Source organism: Arsenophonus nasoniae DSM 15247 (assembly GCF_000429565.1).
GTDB lineage: Bacteria > Pseudomonadota > Gammaproteobacteria > Enterobacterales > Enterobacteriaceae > Arsenophonus > Arsenophonus nasoniae.
In genome coordinates, this window is the sequence record NZ_AUCC01000029.1 from 1 (window position 1) to 23,068 (window position 23,068).

21 protein-coding genes and 2 pseudogenes are annotated in these 23,068 nt (G+C 33.2%); 13 read left to right on the forward strand and 10 right to left on the reverse strand.

The window, feature by feature from the left end; all coding sequences use genetic code 11:
* Positions 1-166, forward strand: a pseudogene (locus tag G468_RS25305) (IS91 family transposase); the annotation flags it as partial.
* Positions 167-321: 155 nt separating this feature from the next.
* On the opposite strand, the gene G468_RS0108255 reads toward G468_RS25305, so the two are convergent.
* On the reverse strand, positions 322-618 hold the full coding sequence (locus tag G468_RS0108255; RefSeq protein WP_026822728.1) for a hypothetical protein: 297 nt from the start codon (positions 616-618) through the stop codon (positions 322-324).
* Between the two features lie 497 nt (positions 619-1,115).
* The gene (locus tag G468_RS0108260; protein WP_026822729.1) at positions 1,116-1,325 is read right to left on the reverse strand and encodes a cold-shock protein; all 210 of its coding nucleotides are present in this window, start codon (positions 1,323-1,325) and stop codon (positions 1,116-1,118) included.
* Between the two features lie 496 nt (positions 1,326-1,821).
* Here G468_RS0108260 and pagP point away from each other — a divergent pair, with 496 nt between their 5' ends.
* A complete protein-coding gene (pagP, locus tag G468_RS0108265; protein WP_276324667.1) occupies positions 1,822-2,439 on the forward strand; it encodes a lipid IV(A) palmitoyltransferase PagP in 618 nt (205 codons plus the stop codon).
* Between the two features lie 56 nt (positions 2,440-2,495).
* Here pagP and G468_RS0108270 read toward each other — a convergent pair whose 3' ends face one another.
* Positions 2,496-3,860 carry an amino acid permease gene (locus G468_RS0108270; protein WP_026822731.1) on the reverse strand — a complete coding sequence of 455 codons (1,365 nt, stop codon included), beginning with the start codon at positions 3,858-3,860 and terminating at the stop codon, positions 2,496-2,498.
* 151 nt (positions 3,861-4,011) lie between these two features.
* A complete protein-coding gene (gene mgrB, locus G468_RS22870; protein WP_478209560.1) occupies positions 4,012-4,164 on the reverse strand; it encodes a PhoP/PhoQ regulatory lipoprotein MgrB in 153 nt (50 codons plus the stop codon).
* Between the two features lie 351 nt (positions 4,165-4,515).
* Between mgrB and G468_RS0108275 the strand changes: the two genes are divergently transcribed.
* Both G468_RS0108275 and G468_RS0108280 read left to right on the forward strand, forming a co-directional pair.
* The gene (locus G468_RS0108275; protein WP_026822732.1) at positions 4,516-4,908 is read left to right on the forward strand and encodes a helix-turn-helix domain-containing protein; all 393 of its coding nucleotides are present in this window, start codon (positions 4,516-4,518) and stop codon (positions 4,906-4,908) included.
* Between the two features lie 578 nt (positions 4,909-5,486).
* Positions 5,487-6,140 (forward strand): lytic polysaccharide monooxygenase auxiliary activity family 9 protein, encoded by a 654-nt coding sequence (locus G468_RS0108280; protein WP_051297000.1) that lies wholly within the window; start codon positions 5,487-5,489, stop codon positions 6,138-6,140.
* A 216-nt stretch (positions 6,141-6,356) separates the two neighbouring features.
* On the opposite strand, the gene G468_RS0108285 is transcribed toward G468_RS0108280, so the two are convergent.
* Positions 6,357-7,817, reverse strand: coding sequence for an alanine/glycine:cation symporter family protein (locus tag G468_RS0108285; RefSeq protein WP_026822734.1), 1,461 nt, complete (start codon positions 7,815-7,817; stop codon positions 6,357-6,359).
* 1,182 nt (positions 7,818-8,999) lie between these two features.
* Between G468_RS0108285 and mgtS the strand changes: the two genes are divergently transcribed.
* Positions 9,000-9,077: a protein MgtS gene (gene mgtS, locus G468_RS25310; RefSeq protein WP_148305538.1), complete on the forward strand. Its 78-nt coding sequence runs from the start codon at positions 9,000-9,002 to the stop codon at positions 9,075-9,077.
* A 190-nt stretch (positions 9,078-9,267) separates the two neighbouring features.
* Here mgtS and G468_RS0108290 read toward each other — a convergent pair whose 3' ends face one another.
* Positions 9,268-9,678, reverse strand: a complete 411-nt coding sequence (locus G468_RS0108290) for a pyrimidine dimer DNA glycosylase/endonuclease V (RefSeq protein ID WP_026822735.1) — start codon at positions 9,676-9,678, stop codon at positions 9,268-9,270.
* A gap of 418 nt (positions 9,679-10,096) precedes the next feature.
* Between G468_RS0108290 and G468_RS0108295 the strand changes: the two genes are divergently transcribed.
* From G468_RS0108295 to G468_RS0108305, 3 genes are all read left to right on the forward strand, one after another.
* Entirely contained in the window at positions 10,097-10,291 is a 195-nt protein-coding gene (locus tag G468_RS0108295; protein ID WP_026822736.1) for a hypothetical protein, read from the forward strand.
* A 211-nt stretch (positions 10,292-10,502) separates the two neighbouring features.
* Complete coding sequence (locus G468_RS0108300; RefSeq protein WP_026822737.1) at positions 10,503-11,465, forward strand: hypothetical protein; 963 nt, start codon at positions 10,503-10,505, stop codon at positions 11,463-11,465.
* Positions 11,466-11,821: 356 nt separating this feature from the next.
* Positions 11,822-12,472, forward strand: a complete 651-nt coding sequence (locus G468_RS0108305) for a hypothetical protein (protein WP_026822738.1) — start codon at positions 11,822-11,824, stop codon at positions 12,470-12,472.
* Between the two features lie 599 nt (positions 12,473-13,071).
* Here G468_RS0108305 and G468_RS0108310 read toward each other — a convergent pair.
* From G468_RS0108310 to icd, 4 genes are all read right to left on the reverse strand, one after another.
* The gene (locus G468_RS0108310) at positions 13,072-13,836 is read right to left on the reverse strand and encodes an N-acetylmuramoyl-L-alanine amidase (RefSeq protein WP_026822739.1); all 765 of its coding nucleotides are present in this window, start codon (positions 13,834-13,836) and stop codon (positions 13,072-13,074) included.
* Between the two features lie 142 nt (positions 13,837-13,978).
* Positions 13,979-14,434, reverse strand: a complete 456-nt coding sequence (locus G468_RS22395) for a lysis system i-spanin subunit Rz (protein WP_051297001.1) — start codon at positions 14,432-14,434, stop codon at positions 13,979-13,981.
* Positions 14,435-14,774: 340 nt separating this feature from the next.
* Positions 14,775-16,610: a hypothetical protein gene (locus tag G468_RS20170; protein ID WP_051297002.1), complete on the reverse strand. Its 1,836-nt coding sequence runs from the start codon at positions 16,608-16,610 to the stop codon at positions 14,775-14,777.
* Between the two features lie 622 nt (positions 16,611-17,232).
* Positions 17,233-18,483, reverse strand: a complete 1,251-nt coding sequence (gene icd / locus G468_RS0108325; protein ID WP_026822740.1) for an NADP-dependent isocitrate dehydrogenase — start codon at positions 18,481-18,483, stop codon at positions 17,233-17,235.
* A 139-nt stretch (positions 18,484-18,622) separates the two neighbouring features.
* On the opposite strand from icd, the pseudogene rluE reads away from it, so the two are divergent.
* The 5 genes and pseudogenes from rluE to purB all read left to right on the forward strand — a co-directional run bounded on the left by rluE (position 18,623) and on the right by purB (position 22,905).
* Positions 18,623-19,251, forward strand: a pseudogene (gene rluE / locus G468_RS20175) (23S rRNA pseudouridine(2457) synthase RluE).
* Positions 19,244-19,693, forward strand: a complete 450-nt coding sequence (locus G468_RS0108335) for an NUDIX domain-containing protein (RefSeq protein WP_026822741.1) — start codon at positions 19,244-19,246, stop codon at positions 19,691-19,693. The pseudogene rluE and the gene G468_RS0108335 overlap by 8 nt, the downstream one beginning before the upstream one ends.
* Before the next feature lie 87 nt (positions 19,694-19,780).
* Positions 19,781-20,890 (forward strand): tRNA 2-thiouridine(34) synthase MnmA, encoded by a 1,110-nt coding sequence (gene mnmA / locus G468_RS0108340; RefSeq protein WP_026822742.1) that lies wholly within the window; start codon positions 19,781-19,783, stop codon positions 20,888-20,890.
* On the forward strand, positions 20,887-21,513 hold the full coding sequence (hflD, locus tag G468_RS0108345) for a high frequency lysogenization protein HflD (protein ID WP_026822743.1): 627 nt from the start codon (positions 20,887-20,889) through the stop codon (positions 21,511-21,513). The genes mnmA and hflD overlap by 4 nt, the downstream gene beginning before the upstream one ends.
* 21 nt (positions 21,514-21,534) lie before the next feature.
* Entirely contained in the window at positions 21,535-22,905 is a 1,371-nt protein-coding gene (gene purB, locus G468_RS0108350) for an adenylosuccinate lyase (RefSeq protein WP_026822744.1), read from the forward strand.
* Positions 22,906-23,068 lie beyond the last annotated feature (163 nt).

The window sequence follows — 23,068 nt, forward strand, 5'->3', positions numbered from 1 at the left end:
TGGGGCCCTTATCAAAGGTTTTTTAAATACTGACCCGTACCAATGTATTTTATGTGGAAACCGATTGCGGTTTATGAGTGCGGAAAAAGGAATACACGCCGTCACTTTACTGTCAGAAAGGCGGGATAAAATGGTCAAAAAACGATGGTTACAAACCGCAACCTAGGAGCAGTGTGCCTATTATTAGGCTTTTAGATGATAATTTAACCGAATTAATGTTCTCATGGTTAATCAACGAGAAAACTGTCAGAATTTAATAGAAATATTAAGTTCAAAACACCTCCATTAATGCCTTACTGTATTGATTGAGATTCCTAACCATCAAGACTCAACAATTCGTACCATATTTTGCTCAACTTCTGGCGGTGTATAACCATTATCTTTCAATTGGTTATCTAATTGTATAAACTTATTTATGCCATATTTTTTAACTATTTTATCAAACGCACAATTACATACATTAGTGATAAAACTTATATTACCTTCACTTCCTCTTGCAGAACTTGTACAATACTTAGCAAAATTATTCTTGTATTCTTCAATCTTAGACTTCTCATCAGAGCACGCTGAGGTAAATAAAACTTGTATTATAAGTAAAAACCCTAAAAATTTCTTCATAAAATAGTTAAAACTCCAATTTTATTTTAATGACCAGCATTATTTTTACACTCAATTAACAAAGATTGCTTTTTATTTTGCTCAAGTTAATTTTATTCGCATGAGTTATAGTAAATACTTGATATCGAATTAAGATTATCTTCATATGATAACTATTTTTTATCTTATTTACTACTAATTATAGCCTTGGCTTTTCTTTTTAATAACATAATTTCAAGGGGAAATTTAACATAACGACAAAAAAAGTTACGAATTACTAATTTAATCCAATTAGTATTAAAAAAACATTCATTAAATCTTTTTTATTTAAATATAGTTGTATTTTATAAAATATCGCATTATAACAATAATAACTATATAATATAATAAAAATTTAATTTATTATTATCTATAAAACTCATCCTGTTATATTCAGGATGAGTTAAATCATCAATATTGCCAATAAAATAAATTATCTTACCATTAAGTAATTCATAACTTATCATTTTTAATAATAATCAAATAATTGTTACATTATTAGCAGCGGAACCCTTACTGCCTTCTTGAATGTCAAATTCAACCTTCTGACCTACTGTCAATGTTTTAAAACCATTAACATCAATAGCAGTATAATGAACAAATACATCTTTACCACCACCTTCCGGTGTAATAAAACCAAAACCTTTTGTTTCATTAAACCACTTTACTGTACCAGTGATCTTTGTCATTTTTTGTCCTTTAATACTATCAATTAATTTTTGAATAACACAACAGATATTAAACAATATATTATTACTACTTATATTTGTGCTATTACATACTTTATTTACAATAGCAAATTATTTTATATCTCAGAGCGATTAGTTACTTTAAAAAATTAACAGTGAAAAACCTTTTTCACTACTTTCTATCAAGAAAATAAAAAAATTACAATAAAAAATGCGTATGCAACCTTAGCTATTTCAATTGCAAATTCAATAGTTTTAATAGCTTATACATTATGCATTCTCAAATTTAGAAATTGAAATTATATTCATAAACTTGTTATATAAACCTATAATAATTAATTTTATTCTTAATGTTGAGTGCATTACTTTACTATTTTCATTTTTTCTTTATTATTAGTTATAATACTAAAATAAAAAAATTTAATAATATCAAATTAATTCTATATTTCTAACCATATTGGAGGGATATGAATATTTGTTACGTAATAACTGAATATTGGATTTTAGAATCAATCAAAAACGATTTATTAATATTGTTTTTGTTGGTATATTAGTTTCCTGCTGCATATTTCCAACTTATATAATAGCGATATCTAATTCAGCTAACCACATTGATACAAGAAGTAGTAAACCTTTCTCCTTAGGAGAAAGGTTTACTTATAATATTAATAAGATATGGAATTCTTATCATTATGAAATTTATTTGCCTTTTTTAATTTGGCATAACCGATTAACTTATGATAATAAAAAAATTTCCGGCTATAATGAAACGCCTTGGGGATTAGGTATTGGTAAATGCCACTTTGATCAAAATAGTAATTGGCATTCTATCTATGCAATGGCTTTTGCTGATTCCCATAATAAAGTACAACCTATAGTTGGATATGGATTTCAAAAAATTTGGCGGCCAAGTAATTTTGATGAATTTCGTCTAGGAGCAGGTTTTACGCTAAGCATCACTGCTAGAAATGAATATTGGTATCTAGCGATACCATTACCACTTCCTATTGCTTCTATAGAATATAAGCAATTATCAATCCAAGCAACATATGTACCTGGAACATACAATAACGGTAATGTGCTTTTTGCTTGGCTACGCTGGCAATGGAAATAAACTTTTTAGATTCAAGACTAATACCCTGGTATAAACCAAGGCTACCGGTTATTATTTTACCAATTAGATTTATTTTCTTTTCTAATTTTTGTGAATAAAAATCCCATCCATAAAAACATAACCCAAAATGGCATAAGAATAACTGAAATACGAATTCCATCAGTCATTAAAATAATAAGTAAAATAAGAAATAAAAAAACTAAACAGAGATAATTACCAAATGGATACCATAATGCTTTGAATTTAGGTTCAACACCTTCTTTTATTTTTACCGCCCTAAATTTTAAATTAGAGATACAAATCATAACCCAGTTGATTACCAAAGTTGTCACAACTAACGACATTAGTAATTCTAGCGCTTTACCATCTAATAAATAATTGATTAAAATACCGCCTGATGTTGCTAAAGCTGAAATAGCAATCGATACAATAGGCACGCCACGCTTAGTCACTGTATTCAACAGATGTGGTGCGTTACCTTGCTTTGCTAAACCATAAAGCATACGGCTATTACTATATACTCCACTGTTATAAACTGATAATGCCGCTATTAAAACAACAATATTCAAAGAATTAGAAACAAATTTATCGCCAATATCATGAAAAATAAGTACAAACGGGCTTTCACCACTGACTACATTTATCCAAGGATACAATGAGAGCAACACAAATAACGAACCAATATAAAAAATTAAAATACGATAAACGACTTGATTAGTCGCTTTAGGAATACTTTGTGTCGGATTTTCCGCTTCCGCGGCTGTTATGCCAACCAGCTCTAGTCCACCAAAAGAAAACATAATAACAGCCATTGCCATTATCAATCCTGAAATGCCATTGGGAAAGAATCCCCCATATTGCCAAAGATTTGATACCGATGCTTGTGGGCCTCCTTTTCCACTAATTAGCAGATAGCAACCGAAAATAATCATTGCAATAATTGCTAACACCTTGATAATTGCAAACCAAAATTCTGTTTCACCATATAAACGTACATTTGTAAGATTGATTAGATTAATGACTATAAAAAAGAATGCGGCTGAAATCCAGGTTGGAATATCCCACCAATATTGAACATAAATACCTGCTGCGGTTAGTTCAGCCATACCAACTAAAATAAACATTGCCCAATAGTTCCAGCCAGATAAAAAACCAGCAAAAGAGCCCCAATATTTATAAGCAAAGTGACTAAAAGAACCAGCAACAGGTTCTTCAACAATCATCTCTCCTAATTGGCGCATAATTAAGAAAGCAATAAATCCACCTATTGCATAACCCAATAAAACAGATGGCCCCGCCATATTTATAGTTTGTGCAATTCCTAAAAAAAGTCCTGTTCCAACCGCACCACCAAGTGCAATCAATTGGATATGTCTGTTTTTCAACCCGCGCTTAAGCGTTTGCCCAACTTGTTCCGCCATAATTAAACCTTCATTTTATTCTAATTTCCTAATATTTTTATCAATGCAAACCTTAACTAAAAGCGCATGTCAAAACGATTAATTAAAACATTAATTTCTTTTTAAGCCTATATTAAATCATCACATCAGATTAAAACTCTATTAATTTTAGTTAAAATGGTAAATAACCGGTTATTTTACAGATACCAATGGTGAAATTCCCACCATTTTGATCTTGATCACAATAACTGTCTAATGCGACTAAATATAAAAATAAGCAGAGTAAAACGATCATAATCGCAATGACTATTTTTTTAATTTCAATATCTAACCCTTTTCATATTTTTAATACCACATAAGATAAAAAACAATTAGTATGTCACTCTAGGTAAAAAATCAAGTCACTAACTACAGTAACCATAGTGTCATTGCAGAAATCAATAAAATCTCTTTATTAATTTATTGTCTATGCTATTTATCAGTTAACTGCCGAAATTCAAAACAATTATTATAGATAAAAATGGCTTAAACACTCACTGATAAAGAGATAAACTGTTCTCTTTAAAGATCAACATAAATTTTTATATAAATTATTTAAACATCAAGCTATCGAACTTTGCCATCCCTAAAAAAAGTTGTGTATACTTCTTTAACCTATAACTAGTATGATATCACAATGCTACAAGATACCCACTTAGCACTTGTTTGCGAATTAAGTAAATGGATTGAAGAACACATAGGAAGGATAATCTACCTGGAAGAGCTTGCCGCTTACTCAGGTTATTCTCTTTGGCATATGCAAAAAATTTTTAAAGAAATAACAGGAATTTCACTTGGTAAATACATTCGTCAACGTCGTCTTGCCAAAGCGGTTAATCTTCTGAGAAATAGCTCTAAAGCCATTTTTGATATTGCGTTAGATTTTGGCTTTGGTTCGCAATCACATTTCACTTATATGTTTCGTAAAGAATTTGGTATTACACCTTACGATTTCCGCCAAGACCCTAATATTAAATTAAAAATCAAAGAACCACTACATCATATTTACCAACAATCATCAAATATTTAACCATAAGTAAGAAATATGTTAATTAACCTATTGATAGATAAGTAAAACTTCAATCAATAATCCATAAAAAATAATGGTTATTGTCGATGCTAAGATAAAATGACATAAATCTTCAGCTATTTTATTTTAATTTAGCATCTTTATTAATATTCAATATGAATTCACTGTTAAGGGCAAATAATTATTACTCCATTTGTATTAATTTATATGCAATATACTATAAATATATAATTTCCAACCAAAATATACCTATTTTTGGGTAATAATGAATCGCAATTAATTAAAATAAAATTAGAGTAATTAAACTATAAAACCTTTTTACTAAAGACAATATTATTATATTTATATTAATTGTTAATATAAAACTAAAATTTAACATCGTAAGCTTTAATTATTATTTTTAAATTAAAAAATAAAAATTTATAATAAATTATAATTAAATATAAATTTTATTTATCACTATTTAAATAATTTTATCTATTTACTCTTAACAGAAAATTATATTCTATCCAATGTGTTTATATATCTAGTTTTAGAAGTGACCACACTTAATCATTCAATAAATTTCAGGAGACATTATGCCTAATAGTTTTATCCAGAATAATGGAGAAACATTGGATAATATTCAGCCTGCTCATGGTAGAATTATAACCCCAGCATCCCGCGGACACTTTGCTTCGATAAATGGCTGGTGGGGATTAGGGTGGGAAACTAATGAGTTAGAAGGAGGAAAAAACTTTCCAGAAACTAAAAGTGGGCCTTGTATACGCGAACCATCAGACGTAGCAAGTAGTACGCCACCAAAAGATGGATTAATCGTCAGTGGTGGAAGAACTGGAGAAAGAGCTTACTTAAATTCCACGGATAATGAATTAATTACAGAAGGAAAGATACCATGGCCTAAGCACCCAGTTCCAAAAGACGGTTTACAGCACTTTATATGGGAATACACACAACAACATAAAACACGTGGTTATGTAGCCTACATTACTAAGAATGGCTGGGATACTACAACACGATTAACTCGTAACCATTTTGAACTGACACCTTTTTTCGAAGATATTTCACCTGATGTCCCATTCTGGTCATATGATTTACCAGTAAAATACGAACATGATATTCAATTACCAGTGAATAGAAAAAAAGGTCATCATGTTATTGTAGTGTTATGGATTATTGCTGATACTGGTATGGCATTTTATCAAACTTTTGATTTCGAAAAACAAATTTAACTAATATTATAAAAACTAACTGAAATACTAAGCTGTATTATCTAGTTTTTGACAGATAATTTATAATAAATAAACTTTTTTATTTTATAACATTGCAGTAGAATACTACTCCATTTTAATTTTGTCACAAATATATTTATTGATAAAAAAATAAATAAAAATTTAGATGAATATAGTGATAAAAACCTTCTTATACGAAGGTTTTTATTATATTAGCTAACTATTAGCGCCTCGTTCATTCCATTGTTTTAAATTGTCCTTTTCCCAAATACCATCCTCTACCTGTTTTTTAATATCAGGATAGGCATCTATATCAAATGTAGGTAATTTGCCAGCTTTGCGTTGTTGATTGTAGTCTTTGGTAAGTTTAAACACGATACCTGAAAGCATTAATATTGCAATTAGATTTGTTAACGCCATTAAGCCCATTGAGAAATCAGCTAATTTCCAAACTAAGGGCATTTCTGCCATTGAGCCAAAAATAACCATCCCCAAAGTAGCAAGCCTAAGAATATATAATCCGGCCGTATGGTTGTTTTCTAAAAAAACCATATTACTTTCTGCATAAGCATAATTTGCAATAATTGAAGTAAAAGCAAAGAAAAAAATAGCTATTGCAATGAAAATTGCTCCCCAATCACCAACAGCTGAAGACAGCGCTCGCTGTGTTAATTCAATTCCACTAATAGTGGCTTCAGCACTATCTAATGCACCAGAAGAAATAATAATAATTGCCGTTGCACTACAAATTACTAAAGTATCCATAAAAACACCTAGCATCTGTACATATCCTTGCGATGCCGGATGTGGCGGGTAAGGTGAAGCTGCCGCCGCTGCATTTGGCGCTGACCCCATACCTGCTTCATTTGAAAATAGCCCTCGCTGTATTCCTTGTGTCATCGCTTGGGCAACACCATAGCCAACAACGCCGCCAACAGCTTCTTGCAAACCAAAAGCATGTTTAATGATCAGTAGAAAAACATCTGGCAAACGTTCAATATTATTGCTCATCACCCAAAATGCTAATATCAAATAAGCGATTGCCATTATAGGAACAACGAGTTCGGCTACCCGAGCAATTGAACGTAGTCCTCCAAAAATAATAATGCCACAAATTATTGTGAGCACAATTCCTACGTAAAGAGGATTAAAACCAAAAGCAACGGCTGTTGCCTGAGCAATTGAATTAGCTTGAACAGAATTGAATACTAGACCAAAAGCGATGATAAGAAAGATAGAAAAAAGTACGCCCATCCAACGCATTTTAAGCCCTTTCTCCATATAATAGGCAGGGCCACCACGATAATTTCCTTGATCATCTTTTGTCTTATATAACTGTGCCAATGTGCTCTCAGCAAAAGAGGTAGCCATACCAATTAAAGCAACAAGCCACATCCAAAAAATGGCACCAGGCCCTCCGGCAGTCAATGCAATGGCTACACCCGTAAGATTTCCAGTTCCAACTCTAGCTGCTAGACTTGTACAAAGAGCTTGAAAAGAAGATATACCTGAACTATCTGATTTATTACTATTTTTTAGTATAGTAAACATATGCCCAAAATGGCGGAATTGAATAAGACCAGTGCCTAACGTAAAATAGATACCTACTCCAAGCAATAAATAGATTAATACACCACTCCATAGAATATTATTAAAATTGTCTATCAGTTCCGTCAAAACATTTCCCCTTATCTGTACTAATAAAAACTGTCCAATAAATCAAATACACTAATAAATAATACTAAACCTTTATTAAAAAATGACCCTTTTATTTGTATAAATTTCACTCTTTTATTGAAAAATAATAACATTACTAAGCAGTAAAACTGCCTTAAAATGTAACATAAACATCCTCTTTAGGTAACCTTTTTATTTTAAAAGTGAGAATCATGATTAGCTACAAACCGACAATATAACAAAAAGGTAAACAAGAATATTTGTCGATTTGCTGAGTTTTAATGTATATGAACAATTATATCAGCATCTAGTAAATCATAGCGATATTAAACACCAATAATTAAATTATCTTCATATTTTTATAAATACTAGTTGATATATTTAATATTAACTCTATAACTGTAGTAATTATTCATATTAAATTTCATCTAATTAAGAATAACATTAAAAAATCAACTAATTAATTATAATTACTAATATGATTAAATTTATCAACCAAACTAAATATAATATTTAACTATAACCTAAATCTCAATTTTGGCAACTTATTCATCAATTTTATTTTAACCTTTTATTTTCTAGTAATATTTTTACATTTAGCAATAATGAAATTACCAATCATCTATTCTTTATATTAAAAGCTAAAATAATAACTTTATTAAAATAAATTATTAATGGTTTTTTTAATAGAAAAGCAGCTAATTGTTTATTATTTTATTAATAAGTTATTTAATATATTATCACTATATTATTTATCTAATATTATTTTTTACTAGTAATAAATTCCCTAATATCTCAAAAGACATGCGATCCTTTTTATAATCTTTTATACAGTATTTTTAACTATTGTAACTGTTATTTTTTATCGTAATTTGTTTTAGTGAAACCATCATAGACTAACATTACTTCAATAACAATTAATAACCCGCATTTCATCACTAAAACATCCAATTAATCACACTAAAAGTGTGACTCGGATCCTTAATACTGCCAAATTTTTGGTTATAACGAAAAACATTAAATGAAAGCTCAACAAAATGAAATAACTTATCTTTTTGTACAATACTCCTTTTTATCTTGTCGCTATTTGTCTAGAATTACTGAGCCAAATAATGGCATTTAACTTTCATTTTAGCGAGGTATTTCTATCGAAATGCATTAACCAAAAATAAGGAGAATATTATGTTTTTGTTAATTCTCGGCCTGATTTGCGCATCTGGCATTTTCGCCGCAATGATGAGCCCCAAATGGGATGATTAAATGAATACTGAAGAGTATCCACCGAGTAAAACGCCCCTTTATTAGATTATTATCTAAAAAAGGGGCATTATTTTTATATTTAAAAATCAAATTCAAAATATTATATAAACCCCTCAACCTACAAAATCTAATTTTATCCAAATAAAATTTGGCTTATTTCCATACTCATGGCAAAAAATTAACAACAAATTTAAATCAAATTTTTGTTAATAATATTATTTTTATGAGAAGTGAATCGAGGTTTTAATGGCATTCTTTCAGCTATCCTAGCTTTATTAATCATAATATCTAACTCAGTAACTTGATAATTATTCCATAAATGAGAATAGTTTTTTACTTTTGCTGGCCATTTATTAGTAACAGAAAATCCTCGATTAAGACACTCCTGATGTAGTGATGTATATCTCAAATACAAAAATAACAATTTATCTCTAAAAAATAGAACATGCCCTTTCCCTAAGGTATAAGAAGTCAACGTCGACAATACAACATGTCCTTCTTTTTTAACAATATAGTTTGGTATACGAGTTAATTCTCTATGTTCAGCCAACAAGTGTTGATCGCATAATTCGTTAGGCGGGATTACATTTATTCTCGTCATAATTAGTTAATAACCAAATTTTTATGTTAAAAGTCTTATTATATCTCCATTTACTATATTAAAATAATTTTATTCATTATTAAATTTATACTAAAAGTGACTTTATCCTAGATTGTTACTGTTAAATCATTTTATGTATTAACTAAAACCTCTATGAGTCAATTATCTTGCACTCGCTACAAACATTTAGCCATGATTTTTATAAGCCAACGACATTATCATATTATTAATCACTGCATATTCATGATGCGGTTTAAAATAGATATATTTTAAGTATTTTGACAATGATATAGCGTAAAAACAATATAAAACTCTAATGAAAAAATCTTAGCAATAACTTGGTAAGAATTTTGCAAAAAACATTGAAATATCAGCTTATTAAATTAGAATTGCCGCTTTATGTATACGAACAATAACGATGAAAATTTTATTTAAAACCTTGACTATTATATCTGTTTTAACAGCTTATTTTGTTAATGTTTGTCATGCTCTGGCTCCACCACCTGCTATCTATGCTTGTGAAAAAATCGTCGAGGGAGTTGAAGATGGCAAACGCCATTGTTTAACCCATGATGTTGATGGTAATGAGTATAATATTATATTAAAGAATTAACTTAACCACTAAGGAATTATCAATTTCCTCTTTTTGCTGCCATCCATTGGCAGCCACGCTTTATTAATTATAATTAGCTATGGCATAAAAAATAAATGCCTCTATTTCAATGACATGCAGCGGATTAACTTTATAAAATCAGCCAAATGTTAATATAATGTTAAAAATAAACTATACTTGATAATGATTTTTATTTTCGAGGGTATAAACTATGCAGTCATTATCAAAAACATCAACCATTATTACAATACTGATCGGACTTAATTCTACCGTTACTATGGCTAAGGGCAACTCACAAAAAAATCCAGCGCCGCGCAACAATGAGCATGTTGTAAACTCCGTTCTTCAAGCCGGTTCAAATATCGCTGATAAAACAATGAGAACAAGTTATAACACGGTTGAAAAAGCAAATACTGCTGCCAATCAGTTAAGCCAATCCGTCGCCAATAATAGCACTAATCTTATTGGCAATGTCGCTAACTCTGGTTTAGATGCCAATCAAAAAACGACCCAAGACAGTTTGAATTTAGCCAATGATACTATGCTAAGAGGGGTAGAAATAGCAGCTGACCTCACCAATAGAACGCTTGGTATGGTAGAATCTGCTGCCAACGAAAGTTTTAAAACTGTCGGCGATGTTCTTGATAAAACAACCACTTTCTCTACGAAAATTTCAAAAATACAATATGGAAATAACACTAATCCTCAAGGATTAATTGTGGCGACCCAAACAATTGACGCAGGGATAGATACTGCCAATAAAACGATAGATAAGACGCTAACACTAGTAGGTAAAACTGCGGAAGGTAGCTTCGATACAACTAATCGTATTCTTGACACAAGCTTTAACGCAGCGGATACAGTACTTAACGAGACTTTTGATTCAAACAAAGCTAATTTTCAAACAACAATAGATGCAGCTAAATATACCGCTAATAATGGTTTAAATATGGCTGCTAACACCGCAAATGCCAGTTCAGAGCTTGTTAATTCAACCACTAATCGAGGTCTTAACATGGCAAATTCTACTACTGAGCGTGCTCTTACGATTGCGGATCCAGCCAATAACACGAGAGCTTTTAGTAACAATGGCGCAGGTACAGCTAGTGCCGCTAATAATAGTAATATCGATAATATCACAGAAGATGAAATTGCCACTAGATACCAAGGATAGCCTTTTTATTAACCACTCTTTATCAATTCGTAAAAAATGCATATCCTATCTCTCTTTCATTTTGCTGGTTACAAAAGAGAGAGAGATATTAATTTAATAATATAGCCTTTCTTTATAACAACTTAATTAATTAGCTAAATGATTCTGTTATAAACAACCGCCTTTTATTAACCATGAAAGAAGCTATAGTCAAAATCTCTTACAAAGTTATCTTTGCTGTCAATTAATTACATTTTTCTAACCATTATCAAGATTATGTAGCCAGGCTGATATTTAAATAACACCATCAAAATGTTAATAAATTGTTAAAATTAACTATACTTAATAAAGATAATTCATATATGAGGAGATAAGCTATGAAATTATTATATAAAGCATCCATTATTATATTATTTGGGTGTTATTCAATATCATCAATAGCCAATAATACTCAGATGCCTCTCACAACTAAAAATACTGATAACATTAGATACCATAAAAATCGCTACCATAGTTACGAACAAATAAACGCGATTATGGGAAGAAATTTTAATGAAGCTAGAGCCATGCTACAGCAAAATCTCGACTTTGCTAAAGAATCTGTTAATGAAAATCTAAAATTAGCTAAATATAGTATCGAGCAAAGTCTTAATTTTGCGCAAGCTGCTCTTCATAACAATAACGTAACAAATAATGATGGGTTGCTAAAATCTAGCCTAGAGCTTTCTAATAATGTAACTAATAAAACCTTAGAAGCGACAATGGCTAACATTGATAAAAGTTTGGCTACTACCCAAACGGGTATCAGCGAGTCTTTTAAGGCAACCAATGTAGCAACCAGAAAAAGTTTAGATACTTATGCCACAACAACTTTCCATAATGGCGTAATTATCATGAATCCTACTGTTAGTGAGAACACTCATATTAAACCCAATAGCCACAATTCAGGCAGTGCTGCTCATAACAGTAATAGCGATATTGAAAATAATGAGGAAACTCTTGCTCATTTCACTAGAGATTATCCTTAATATAAAATGATAATCGCATAAATTTGGTAGCAAAAAAGTAATAATCATTCAAAAACCAGCCCAAATGGCTGGTTAGCAAAATAGGGTAACAACTTAAATCATAAAATATATAATCATGCCATTATCATAGGGTAAATTTTATCGCCGACTGTATGGAGGTACAATAATTTTACCGACGGTACAGTTTAATAAACAGTAGTTTTATAGATAAAATTTCAATCCTAAGTTTTAAATAAAAAAAGTAATATTAAAATCCAATGAGGATTAAAAACTTAAATTAAAAAATACTACTTTACCACCTCATTTTAATATTCTAAAACCATTAATACCAATAAAGGACTTTTTTTCAAACAGATATATTAATGTGACAAAATACCAACTAAGACTTAAAATGGTTAAAGGGGTAAAATGACATCTTCTACTAGCTTTTAACTAAACTATCAATAAGCATCGGTTTAACCAATTTTTTAAACTGGCAAAATTACGATTATATTTTCTGCAGTAACAATTTCACTTTGCTTATATTGAATTGTTGTACTTAAATATAAAAACCATCAAAATTAAATGATAGTTTTTATAAAATAAATCATAACAAGTGATTAAGGAAAATATTTTGCTACTAACGCATAAAGAATAGCCACAGTTTCAATGTCTATGTTGCCATCATAATTTGATTGGCGAAAATGTAACTGAAAAGCTCTGATCAATTTTGTATAATCATTATTATTGGTAGCTTGAGATACATCATAGCCATAGCGCTTTAATTTGGTGACAATCTCCGCTTTTTCCGGCATTTTATTTTTAAATTGTGCCATATACTGCTGTTTTATTTCTTCTTCATACCAAGCACCAATTCCGGCGTTATAAAGCTTTTTCCATGGAAAGGCCGCGCCTGGATCACTTTTACGTCCGGGGGCAATATCTGAGTGAGCAACAATATTGGTTGGTAACATATCTGGATAACGTTGAATGATATTTAATGCTAATTCTTTTACTGCATCAATTTGTTTGTCATTAAACGGCGGAAAAATCATTTTTCCGTTAGCATAACCCGCCTCATTTACTATTTCGATCCCTATTGCAGTATCATTTAAATTGGAGCGTCCAGCCCAAAAGCTGACACCCGCATGCCATGCACGTTCATTTTCATCCACCAAATTAAAAATTCTAACATCTTTAAAACCAGCAGCCTGATATGTTTTATCAGTTGGATCAGGCACTAAATAATGCGCGCTAACACTATTACCTGTTAATGCCGTGATTGAAGCTTGAAAGTTTAAAGCAGTATAATGCATAACAAGAAAACGAGTCCTACGGTTAAAACTTTTGACTGAACGATATGAATTATAATCGATTAAGTACATGTTTTTTTCCTCTTGGCCGCTTAACTATTATCGACAATAAATGAAACGATTATTTAACTCCTTATTTAAAATGTAACAATTAATTTCAAGGCAATATTCATCACAAACAATAAAATTATTATTTAAAATAGGAATAACAAATTTATTTTTGTTTATAAATTTCCTGCCCTCTAGCCCGCAATCCCAAAAATTGAGCTTCTAATGTTTCTAGTTGACGTCTGAGACGAAGATAATTTCGTCCAGCGTCTGGCGCCAATTCGGTGGATCTGACATCATCCAAGCCGGTGGGGCTGGCGGTAACTCCATGGTTCTCGGAACACACGGCTTTGACGAGCAAGCGCTTATGGTTGTTACGCAAATCACTACTAAGCTGACGTATTGCCATTTTTGCATTATTAAGTTCCTGAGTTCGTTTTATATCAATTTGTTGCAACGATTTTATTTCGTATAAATAATTGTCTTTAAGTTCTGTTTGTTGTTGTAATTCATCTTTGAGTTGTTGGTATTGGTACTTTAGATGATTGTAATCGTTATAAATGACCGCAAATATTGCGGATATTAATGTTACAATAATTATTATGATAGAATTTAATTTCATAATAAAAAACGCTTTTTCAAACGTTTCCTCATATGTCAATTCTCGTATTCAATAATAATAAAAGCGGCCTTTCTTATTCAATCAATCAATTAATCAACCGTTTACTATTAATAAAAATACAAATTTAGATTAAGTTTAAAAGCAATCTAACTGTCGCTAATTTGAAATAAAAAATCAAAATAAAAAAGATAACAATTGATTACTTTTCTTTTTGTAAAATTAAATTTAATTAAAATTAATAATATTTAATTTATTTTTTATAACGTTTAATACCTTAAATATAATGGCCGGAACTTAATGCAGATAAAACTTCTCATCTTTGCAATATTTAACACTACTGTTACATAAGATTATCTTGCCATATGACTTGGTCACTGCTGGGTGGTTTGGCAATAATCTCACTATTTTGCAAACGGTTATGAACAAATACTAATGAAGAACTGACACTAAAATGACTAAAATAAATGCCACCCCCATGTTGAGTCAACAAGGTAATATCCCAATGTTTTTCACTATCGCCAGACAGTTGCAGATAAATTGACTCTAACACACAAGCACGTAACGAAAATCGATTTGCCGCTACTTTTAACAGTGTAGTATTTGCCATACCATTGAATTGACAACGCTCAAAACTTAATGGCGCACAACTAGCAAAACTATGCCCATTAAGACCATCAAACACGCTATCTATGATATGTATGGCACTCTTAACGCTAGTTTGCACAATTGGCTGAGTTTCATTTTGCCAGCTAAAATGACAACCATTAATTAGGTTACGACGAACGGATCGCACCGAAACCTGTGTTATGCGCAATTCACGATCAACCTTGCAACCACGCATTTGTAATCCATCTGCATTTACCCATAACATACCAGAACTAGGAATCGCCGAATCAGCGATAACAATAACATCTTCTAGTGTCAAATCGCTGATTTTATATCGAGCCACAAACCAGGGACAAATATGTTGCCGGACATTAATCCGTTTAGCACAACCACCCCACTGGGCACCAGAGTTTGCAAATGTCATCAGCCCAGAGTTACCGGTGTAGGTAAGATCATGTTCATACTGACCATGAGTGACAAATGGGCCTTTTTCTGCACTTTGCCCGGTGGCATGACAATTTTCCACCATACAATAAGCAGAAGCAGTAAAATCATTTAAATGCCTGGCATTTGCAACATAGCAATCACTGACATGCCCATATAAACAATAGATTTGTTGCGTCAAATAACCCGCTCCACCATAAGCCGTGTTGACAGGATTTTGCAACGAACATTGTTTTGTTATGTAATGAGTATTCCATCGACGCATTATTACTGGCCAAAAGCTGCCAATAGCATGAACAGCAAAAACATTGGCATAAATTGCATATTCGAAAGCTATTGGATGACTACCGGTTTTTGCATCAATACCAGCACCGGTAAAATGGAGGTTGCTGATCGTCACATCACACACTGACATGACTTTACGCCAACGGATAACACGCCCTGTATTAAGCTGCCAGCCATTAGAATAATTGATCTGAATATGCTCATTATCAATAATCGCGATTACCTGTACCAATTTTTGCAATTCGCGCTCATCGCTACCGACTAAATGATCAACTTGTAGTGCGTACCAATCTCCAGTCTTAAATTCGGTGGCGTCAGTAACTGGAAAAATATCAGTCTGCTCGTTCAATATTTCAGTCAAGGTAAATTTTCTTTCTTCAGTGCTAATTTTTCCCTGAAAGAACAATACTGCGGCAAATGGATCATCTGCGCCGTCAATAGGAACAATACCTTGTGTTGAAAGATGGTAATGATTAAAATTCAAATTAATACTTGAACGATTAAAATGATGACGGCGTTGAAATAATAGATTACTACCTGCTTCTATGCGCATAATAGACAAATCATTGACCATAGCGTCGAGTGCATCATCAGCTGGCGTTGTATCATCCATAATACCAAAGTGGAAAAAATCAGCTCGTCCTCCATGCTGTAATAACCAACGACCACCAGCAATAACGTTAGAAGCAATAACAGTCCCACCATTATCCTCTCTTGCGCAAGCGCTATCCCAAATATAATAACCACCACCACCATCGCCAGGTTGGAAATAACCACTAACATAAAGTGTGCCGGTATATTCACTATTTCTTAATATTGCTATTGAATCAAAATGTTGCATGTTAACCTCATTCCATAAGATTAAAATTATCCACATCTTAAATTAAATAGATGCAAACTCATTACATTGCATAATAATTTTGCAATAGTACTAACAAAAATAACTTGTATCTATTTCCGTTATCAATAATCAAAATTGCAGCGAAATATAATTAGTAGAAAGTGCTCGTGAAAGTAGAGCACAATTTATAATGCGAGACGATGAAAAAACTTTGTTTTAGATGAAATTAATCTTAAAAAATAAAAAAATTCATTTAATCACAGATCACTTTTTATATAAATATATACCCATTGGAAGATTCATTAATTTATAAGAATATGGTTCAAATTTCTCAATAATAAAGCCCCTTATATTCAACTACAATAAAAATAAATGATCCAAGCAATCAGTAGTTACAATATATTCACCACTAGTTTGAATTAATTGCTCGCTAACAAAAGTGTATTAATAATGAGAATCAATGAATTGCAAAAACAATTAAAATCATGATGATCGCGGCAAAGGCTGGATAAAAATTGTTGTTTAATTGAATATTATTTAGCTAGTTTGATAACCATTTCAATGTAAATAATAACAAACGGGAACCATCAAGCTCCCGTTATCAATTAAGTAAAACAGACAATTACATATGGCTGATAACCGCATCGCCAAACTCACTGCATTTCAATAACTTAGAACCCGGCATTAAGCGTTCAAAATCATAGGTGACGGTTTTGGCGGCAATCGCCCCTTGCATACCTTTAATGATTAAGTCGGCCGCCTCTGTCCAGCCCATGTGGCGTAGCATCATCTCAGCAGAGAGGATAATAGAGCCTGGATTTACTTTGTCTTGACCTGCATATTTCGGTGCTGTGCCATGGGTTGCTTCAAATAGTGCACAACTATCACCTATATTCGCGCCAGGGGCGATACCAATGCCGCCAACTTGCGCCGCTAAGGCATCCGAAATGTAATCGCCATTAAGGTTCATACAAGCAATAACGTCATATTCGGCTGGGCGCAACAAAATTTGCTGTAAAAACGCATCAGCTATTACGTCCTTAATAATAATATCTTTACCTGTCTCTGGATGTTTAATTTTCATCCATGGACCACCATCCAGTAATTCAGCACCGAATTCATCTTGTGCTAACTGGTATCCCCAATCTTTAAAAGCACCTTCAGTGAATTTCATTATGTTGCCTTTATGCACTAAAGTGACCGATTGTCGATTATTTTGGATAGCATACTCAATTGCTGCCCGCACTAGCCGCTTAGTTCCCTCTTCTGAACAGGGCTTTATACCGATACCACAGTTGGTCGGGAAACGAATTTTATTTACCTCCATCTCATCTTGTAGAAATTTAATAACTTTATCCGCCTCAGCGCTGCCCGCTTTCCATTCAATACCCGCATAAATATCTTCAGAATTTTCACGAAAAATAACCATATCAGTCAATTCTGGCTGTTTTACTGGGCTAGGGGTACCTTGATAATAACGCACAGGCCGTAAACAAATATAGAGATCGAGTTGTTGACGTAAAGCAACATTTAAAGAACGGATCCCGCCGCCGACAGGTGTAGTTAGCGGTCCTTTAATAGAGACATGATATTGTTGGATCAAATCGAGGGTTTCATCCGGTAACCATACATCTTTGCCATAAATTTGAGTTGATTTTTCACCGGTATAAATTTCCATCCAAGAAATCTTTTTGTCACCGTGATAAGCTTTTTTTACTGCTGCATCAACCACTTTCAACATCACAGGGGTAATATCAGCACCAATACCATCCCCTTCAATAAAAGGAATTATTGGATTATTAGGGACATTCAGCTTACCTGCTGCCAGGGTAATTTTTTCACCTTGTTGAGGAACAACTACTTTGTTTTCCATCAATCTCTCCTTTTAGTTATCTTAGCGCAATACCTATTAACTTATGGTAAGAATATTGCATGGTACTTGAATAATTTTCTACGCCAATGGCTGTTAATTTAAGGTATAATAGGGATCTCATTTTTTATTACTCATTGCTATGACAAATTTGCATCATAAAAAGTCCAAATCGAAACAATACCATGACAAAAATAGCGCAAATTTTGTCAAACATACGATTAATTCACGTAGAATATTACTGTTTAATAAACCGTTCGATGTATTGTCACAATTTACTGACCATATTGGTCGCCAAACATTAAAAAATTACATTCCAGTTACCAATGTCTATGCTGCCGGACGTTTGGATCGCGATAGTGAGGGTTTGTTAATTCTCACTAATGATGGCAAATTACAAGCGAAATTGACCCAGCCAAACAATAAAACAAAAAAATTTACTATGTGCAGGTTGAAGGTATACCGGAAGAAGCAGCATTACAAAAATTTTGTCGAGGCTTGCTATTAAAAGATGGTATGACCAAGCCGGCAAAAGCTGAACTTGTTGCTGAGCCAGATTGGCTTTGGCCGCGTCATCCTCCTATACGCATAAGAAAAAATATTCCAACTAGTTGGCTAAAGATCTCCTTATCAGAAGGCCGCAATCGGCAAATACGTCGTATGACAGCCAATATAGGATTTCCAACCTTAAGATTGATTCTCTATAGTATTGCTAATTTTCAATTAGATAACTTACAACCTGGTGAATGGAAGGAGATTGATCTTGTTTAAACCGCACGTTACCGTTGCTAATGTCGTTCACGTTAACGGTAACTTTTTAATTGTAGAAGAAATTATTAATAATAAATCAGTCTGGAATCAACCGGCTGGGCATTTAGAAGCTAACGAAACTATTTTGGCTGCCGCTAGTCGTGAGCTATATGAAGAGACTGGTATTAATGCGCTTCCACAGCAATTAATAAAAATTCATCAATGGGTAGCACCTGATGGCTGTGCTTTCCTACGCTTTCTTTTTTTGATTGAACTAGATGAAATGCCTGAAACCTCTCCACAAGATAATGATATCCATCAATGTCTATGGCTTACTGCAGATGAAATATTATCCAGCTCGTGCCTTCGTTCACCTTTAGTGGCAGAAAGCATACGCTGTTATATGAGCCGAAAATTTTTTCCGCTAGCATTAATCGATGCTTACCAATTTCATAGCGGCTGATAGAGATTAATCCAATGCTACTATGGTGCAACTTGACACAGCATGTTAAAATATTTGTTTTATGTTTGCCCGCAGTGAGATTTATTCATGTCAGATAACCCGTTGAAAAAAGTCATCGTTGGAATGTCCGGTGGCGTTGACTCATCCGTATCCGCTTACCTATTAAAACAACAAGGTTATCAGGTTGCCGGTCTCTTCATGAAAAACTGGGAAGAAGACGATAATGAAGAGTATTGCGCAGCGGCCACCGATCTTGCCGATGCACAATCCGTATGCGATAAACTCGATATAGAGCTTCATACCGTTAATTTTGCCGCCGAATATTGGGACAATGTTTTTGCTCATTTTCTTGCTGAGTATAAAGCTGGCCGCACGCCAAATCCTGACATTCTATGTAATAAAGAAATTAAATTTAAAGCATTTCTAGAATTTGCGGCAGAAGATCTGGCAGCAGACTATATTGCCACCGGCCACTACGCTCGATGCAAAACTGTTAATGGGCGCCATCAATTACTGCGTGGCCTAGATAATAATAAAGATCAGAGCTATTTTCTTTATACTTTGGATCAAGCGCAACTGGCACAAAGTCTTTTTCCAATCGGTGAACTAGAAAAATCAACCGTTCGCCGTATCGCTGAGGAAATTGGTTTAATTACGGCCAAAAAGAAAGACTCAACAGGAATTTGTTTTATTGGTGAACGTAAATTTCGCGACTTCCTCGCTCGTTACCTGCCGGCTAAACCAGGTGTAATTATAACGGTTGACGGTAAAATTTTAGGTGAACATTCAGGCTTAATGTATCATACGTTAGGTCAACGTAAGGGATTAGGTATCGGTGGTGTAAAAGAAGCTAATGATGATCCCTGGTATGTTGTTGATAAAGATATTAAAAATAATCGCCTAATTGTTGCCCAAGGCCATAATCACCCACGTTTGATGTCGACAGGACTTATCGTCCAACAAATCCATTGGATTAATCCACCAGCATTAAACGAAACCAATCAATACACAGTTAAAACGCGTTACCGGCAGCCAGATATTCCCTGTACAATTAAGCAATTAAGTGACAATAAAATCATCGTGCAATTTGACTACCCTATTGCAGCCGTCACACCAGGTCAATCCGCAGTCTTTTATCAAGGTGAAATTTGTTTAGGCGGTGGTGTTATTGAAACACGTATTCAGGAGTCAATGTGAGCAAAAATTTTTATGATATTACTCTTGCTTTTGCCGGTATCTGCCAAGCATGTCATTTAGTTCAACAAATAGCTCATAACGGAAAGATTGACGATAATGCGACAAACGTTATGATTAATAGCACGCTAAATATTAATCCAACATCCACATTAGATGTTTATGGCAATAGCGAAGCAAATCTTCGTGTTGGTTTAAATACTTTACTTGCTATACTTACCGTCTCAAATAATACCCTTTACTCTAATTTAACCCGCTACTTATTAAGTCTCATCGGATTAGAGCGCCGGCTAAGAAAAAATCCATCAGCAAGTAATGAACTTAGACAACGTATTGAACTCCTTCAACACCAAAAAAATTATTTTGAACCTATGTCCAGTGGTATTTTCAATGCACTGGCGGGTATTTATGTGGATGTGATTAGTCCAATTGGCCCGCGTATTCAGGTAACGGGTTCTCCGGATATCCTACAAAATAGTTCAATACAAGCTAAAGTACGTGCATTACTTTTTACTGGCATTCGTAGCGCTGTTCTCTGGCAACAAATCGGTGGCAACCGCCTACAATTAATGTTTTCGCGACAACGTTTGATCACTCAAGCAAAAGAAATTCTTGCTCATTGTTAATAAATTTGGGAGTCACTAGCAATGGAATTATCTTCACTGACTGCTGTATCGCCGATTGATGGCCGCTACAGTGATAAAGTCAGTCTATTACGTCCAATTTTCAGTGAATTTGGTTTACTAAAATATCGTATCCAAGTAGAAGTACGCTGGCTACAAAAATTAGCAGCATGTGCTGACATTAAAGAAGTGCCCCCATTTAGTGTCGAAGCAAAAACTTATCTTGAGCAAATTGTAACTCGCTTCAATGAAGATGATGCCATTCAGATCAAACAAATTGAACAAACAACGAATCATGATGTAAAAGCGGTTGAATATTTTCTAAAAGAAAAAATGGCTGCCATACCTGAATTAGAAAAAGTGGCAGAATTTATTCATTTTGCCTGTACCTCTGAAGATATTAATAATCTTTCCCATGCGCTAATGTTAAAAACCGCTCGTGATCAAGTAGTTCTGCCAAAATGGCGAAAAATTATTAATAGCCTAAAAGAGATGGCCCATCTTTATCGCGCTTTACCGCTACTATCAAGAACCCATGGCCAACCCGCGACGCCGACTACGATAGGTAAAGAGTTTGCCAATGTTGCTTATCGTATGGAGCGGCAATATCAACAACTTGAGCAAATCGAAATTTTAGGCAAAATTAATGGCGCGGTCGGTAATTATAATGCCCATTTATCCGCTTATCCTGAGATAAATTGGCATCTGTTCAGCGAAGAATTTGTTACTTCGTTAGGTATCAAATGGAATCCGTTCACCACCCAAATTGAACCTCATGACTATATTGCTGAACTATTTAATTGTATTGCTCGTTTTAATACCATTTTGCTCGATTTTAATCGGGATATCTGGGGTTATATTGCCCTTAATCATTTCAGACAAAAAACCGTCGCCGGTGAAATTGGTTCATCAACCATGCCACATAAAGTTAACCCGATTGATTTTGAAAATTCCGAAGGTAATCTTGGACTCGCAAATGCCTTATTAAATCATCTGGCAAATAAATTACCGATTTCACGTTGGCAACGAGATCTAACGGATTCAACAGTATTACGTAATTTAGGAGTCGGCATTGGTTATGCCTTGATAGCCTATCAAGCGACATTGAAAGGCTTGAGTAAGCTAGAAGTGAATGAGCAAAATTTACAAATTGAATTAGATGCAAATTGGGAAGTGCTGGCTGAAGCTATTCAAACGGTTATGCGCCGCTATGGAATTGAAAAGCCTTATGAAAAACTAAAAGCATTAACCCGCGGCAAGCGCACTACAGCAGCTGACATCAAAGCTTTTATTGATGATTTAGATTTACCAGAATCGGAAAAAAATCGTTTAAAAACAATGACTCCAGCTAACTATATTGGTTACTCAATCAAACTAGTGGACTATTTTAAATAGCATTCATCGGTGAGCAATATTCATTGCTCACCCTACTTTTTTATTTAATTAGCCAATCAAACCCCATAATTATTTTCTTTTCATTCACTAATATCTTGCCGTCCTCCAGCTATCCTTCTAACATAGGATTTATTACTGCTTTTTCTAGTAGATTTATTGAGAA

Coding starts and splice junctions, on each gene's coding strand:
- G468_RS0108280 (WP_051297000.1), top strand. CDS start 5,487: ATGCCTAATAGTTTTATCCAGAATAATGGAGAAACATTGGATAATATT.
- G468_RS0108300 (WP_026822737.1), top strand. CDS start 10,503: ATGCAGTCATTATCAAAAACATCAACCATTATTACAATACTGATCGGA.
- G468_RS0108260 (WP_026822729.1), bottom strand. CDS start 1,325: ATGACAAAGATCACTGGTACAGTAAAGTGGTTTAATGAAACAAAAGGT.
- G468_RS22395 (WP_051297001.1), bottom strand. CDS start 14,434: ATGAAATTAAATTCTATCATAATAATTATTGTAACATTAATATCCGCA.
- G468_RS0108255 (WP_026822728.1), bottom strand. CDS start 618: ATGAAGAAATTTTTAGGGTTTTTACTTATAATACAAGTTTTATTTACC.
- G468_RS0108310 (WP_026822739.1), bottom strand. CDS start 13,836: ATGTACTTAATCGATTATAATTCATATCGTTCAGTCAAAAGTTTTAAC.
- G468_RS0108290 (WP_026822735.1), bottom strand. CDS start 9,678: ATGACGAGAATAAATGTAATCCCGCCTAACGAATTATGCGATCAACAC.
- mnmA (WP_026822742.1), top strand. CDS start 19,781: ATGTCAGATAACCCGTTGAAAAAAGTCATCGTTGGAATGTCCGGTGGC.
- G468_RS0108275 (WP_026822732.1), top strand. CDS start 4,516: ATGCTACAAGATACCCACTTAGCACTTGTTTGCGAATTAAGTAAATGG.
- G468_RS0108270 (WP_026822731.1), bottom strand. CDS start 3,860: ATGGCGGAACAAGTTGGGCAAACGCTTAAGCGCGGGTTGAAAAACAGA.
- purB (WP_026822744.1), top strand. CDS start 21,535: ATGGAATTATCTTCACTGACTGCTGTATCGCCGATTGATGGCCGCTAC.
- G468_RS0108305 (WP_026822738.1), top strand. CDS start 11,822: ATGAAATTATTATATAAAGCATCCATTATTATATTATTTGGGTGTTAT.
- G468_RS0108295 (WP_026822736.1), top strand. CDS start 10,097: ATGAAAATTTTATTTAAAACCTTGACTATTATATCTGTTTTAACAGCT.
- icd (WP_026822740.1), bottom strand. CDS start 18,483: ATGGAAAACAAAGTAGTTGTTCCTCAACAAGGTGAAAAAATTACCCTG.
- mgtS (WP_148305538.1), top strand. CDS start 9,000: ATGTTTTTGTTAATTCTCGGCCTGATTTGCGCATCTGGCATTTTCGCC.
- G468_RS20170 (WP_051297002.1), bottom strand. CDS start 16,610: ATGCAACATTTTGATTCAATAGCAATATTAAGAAATAGTGAATATACC.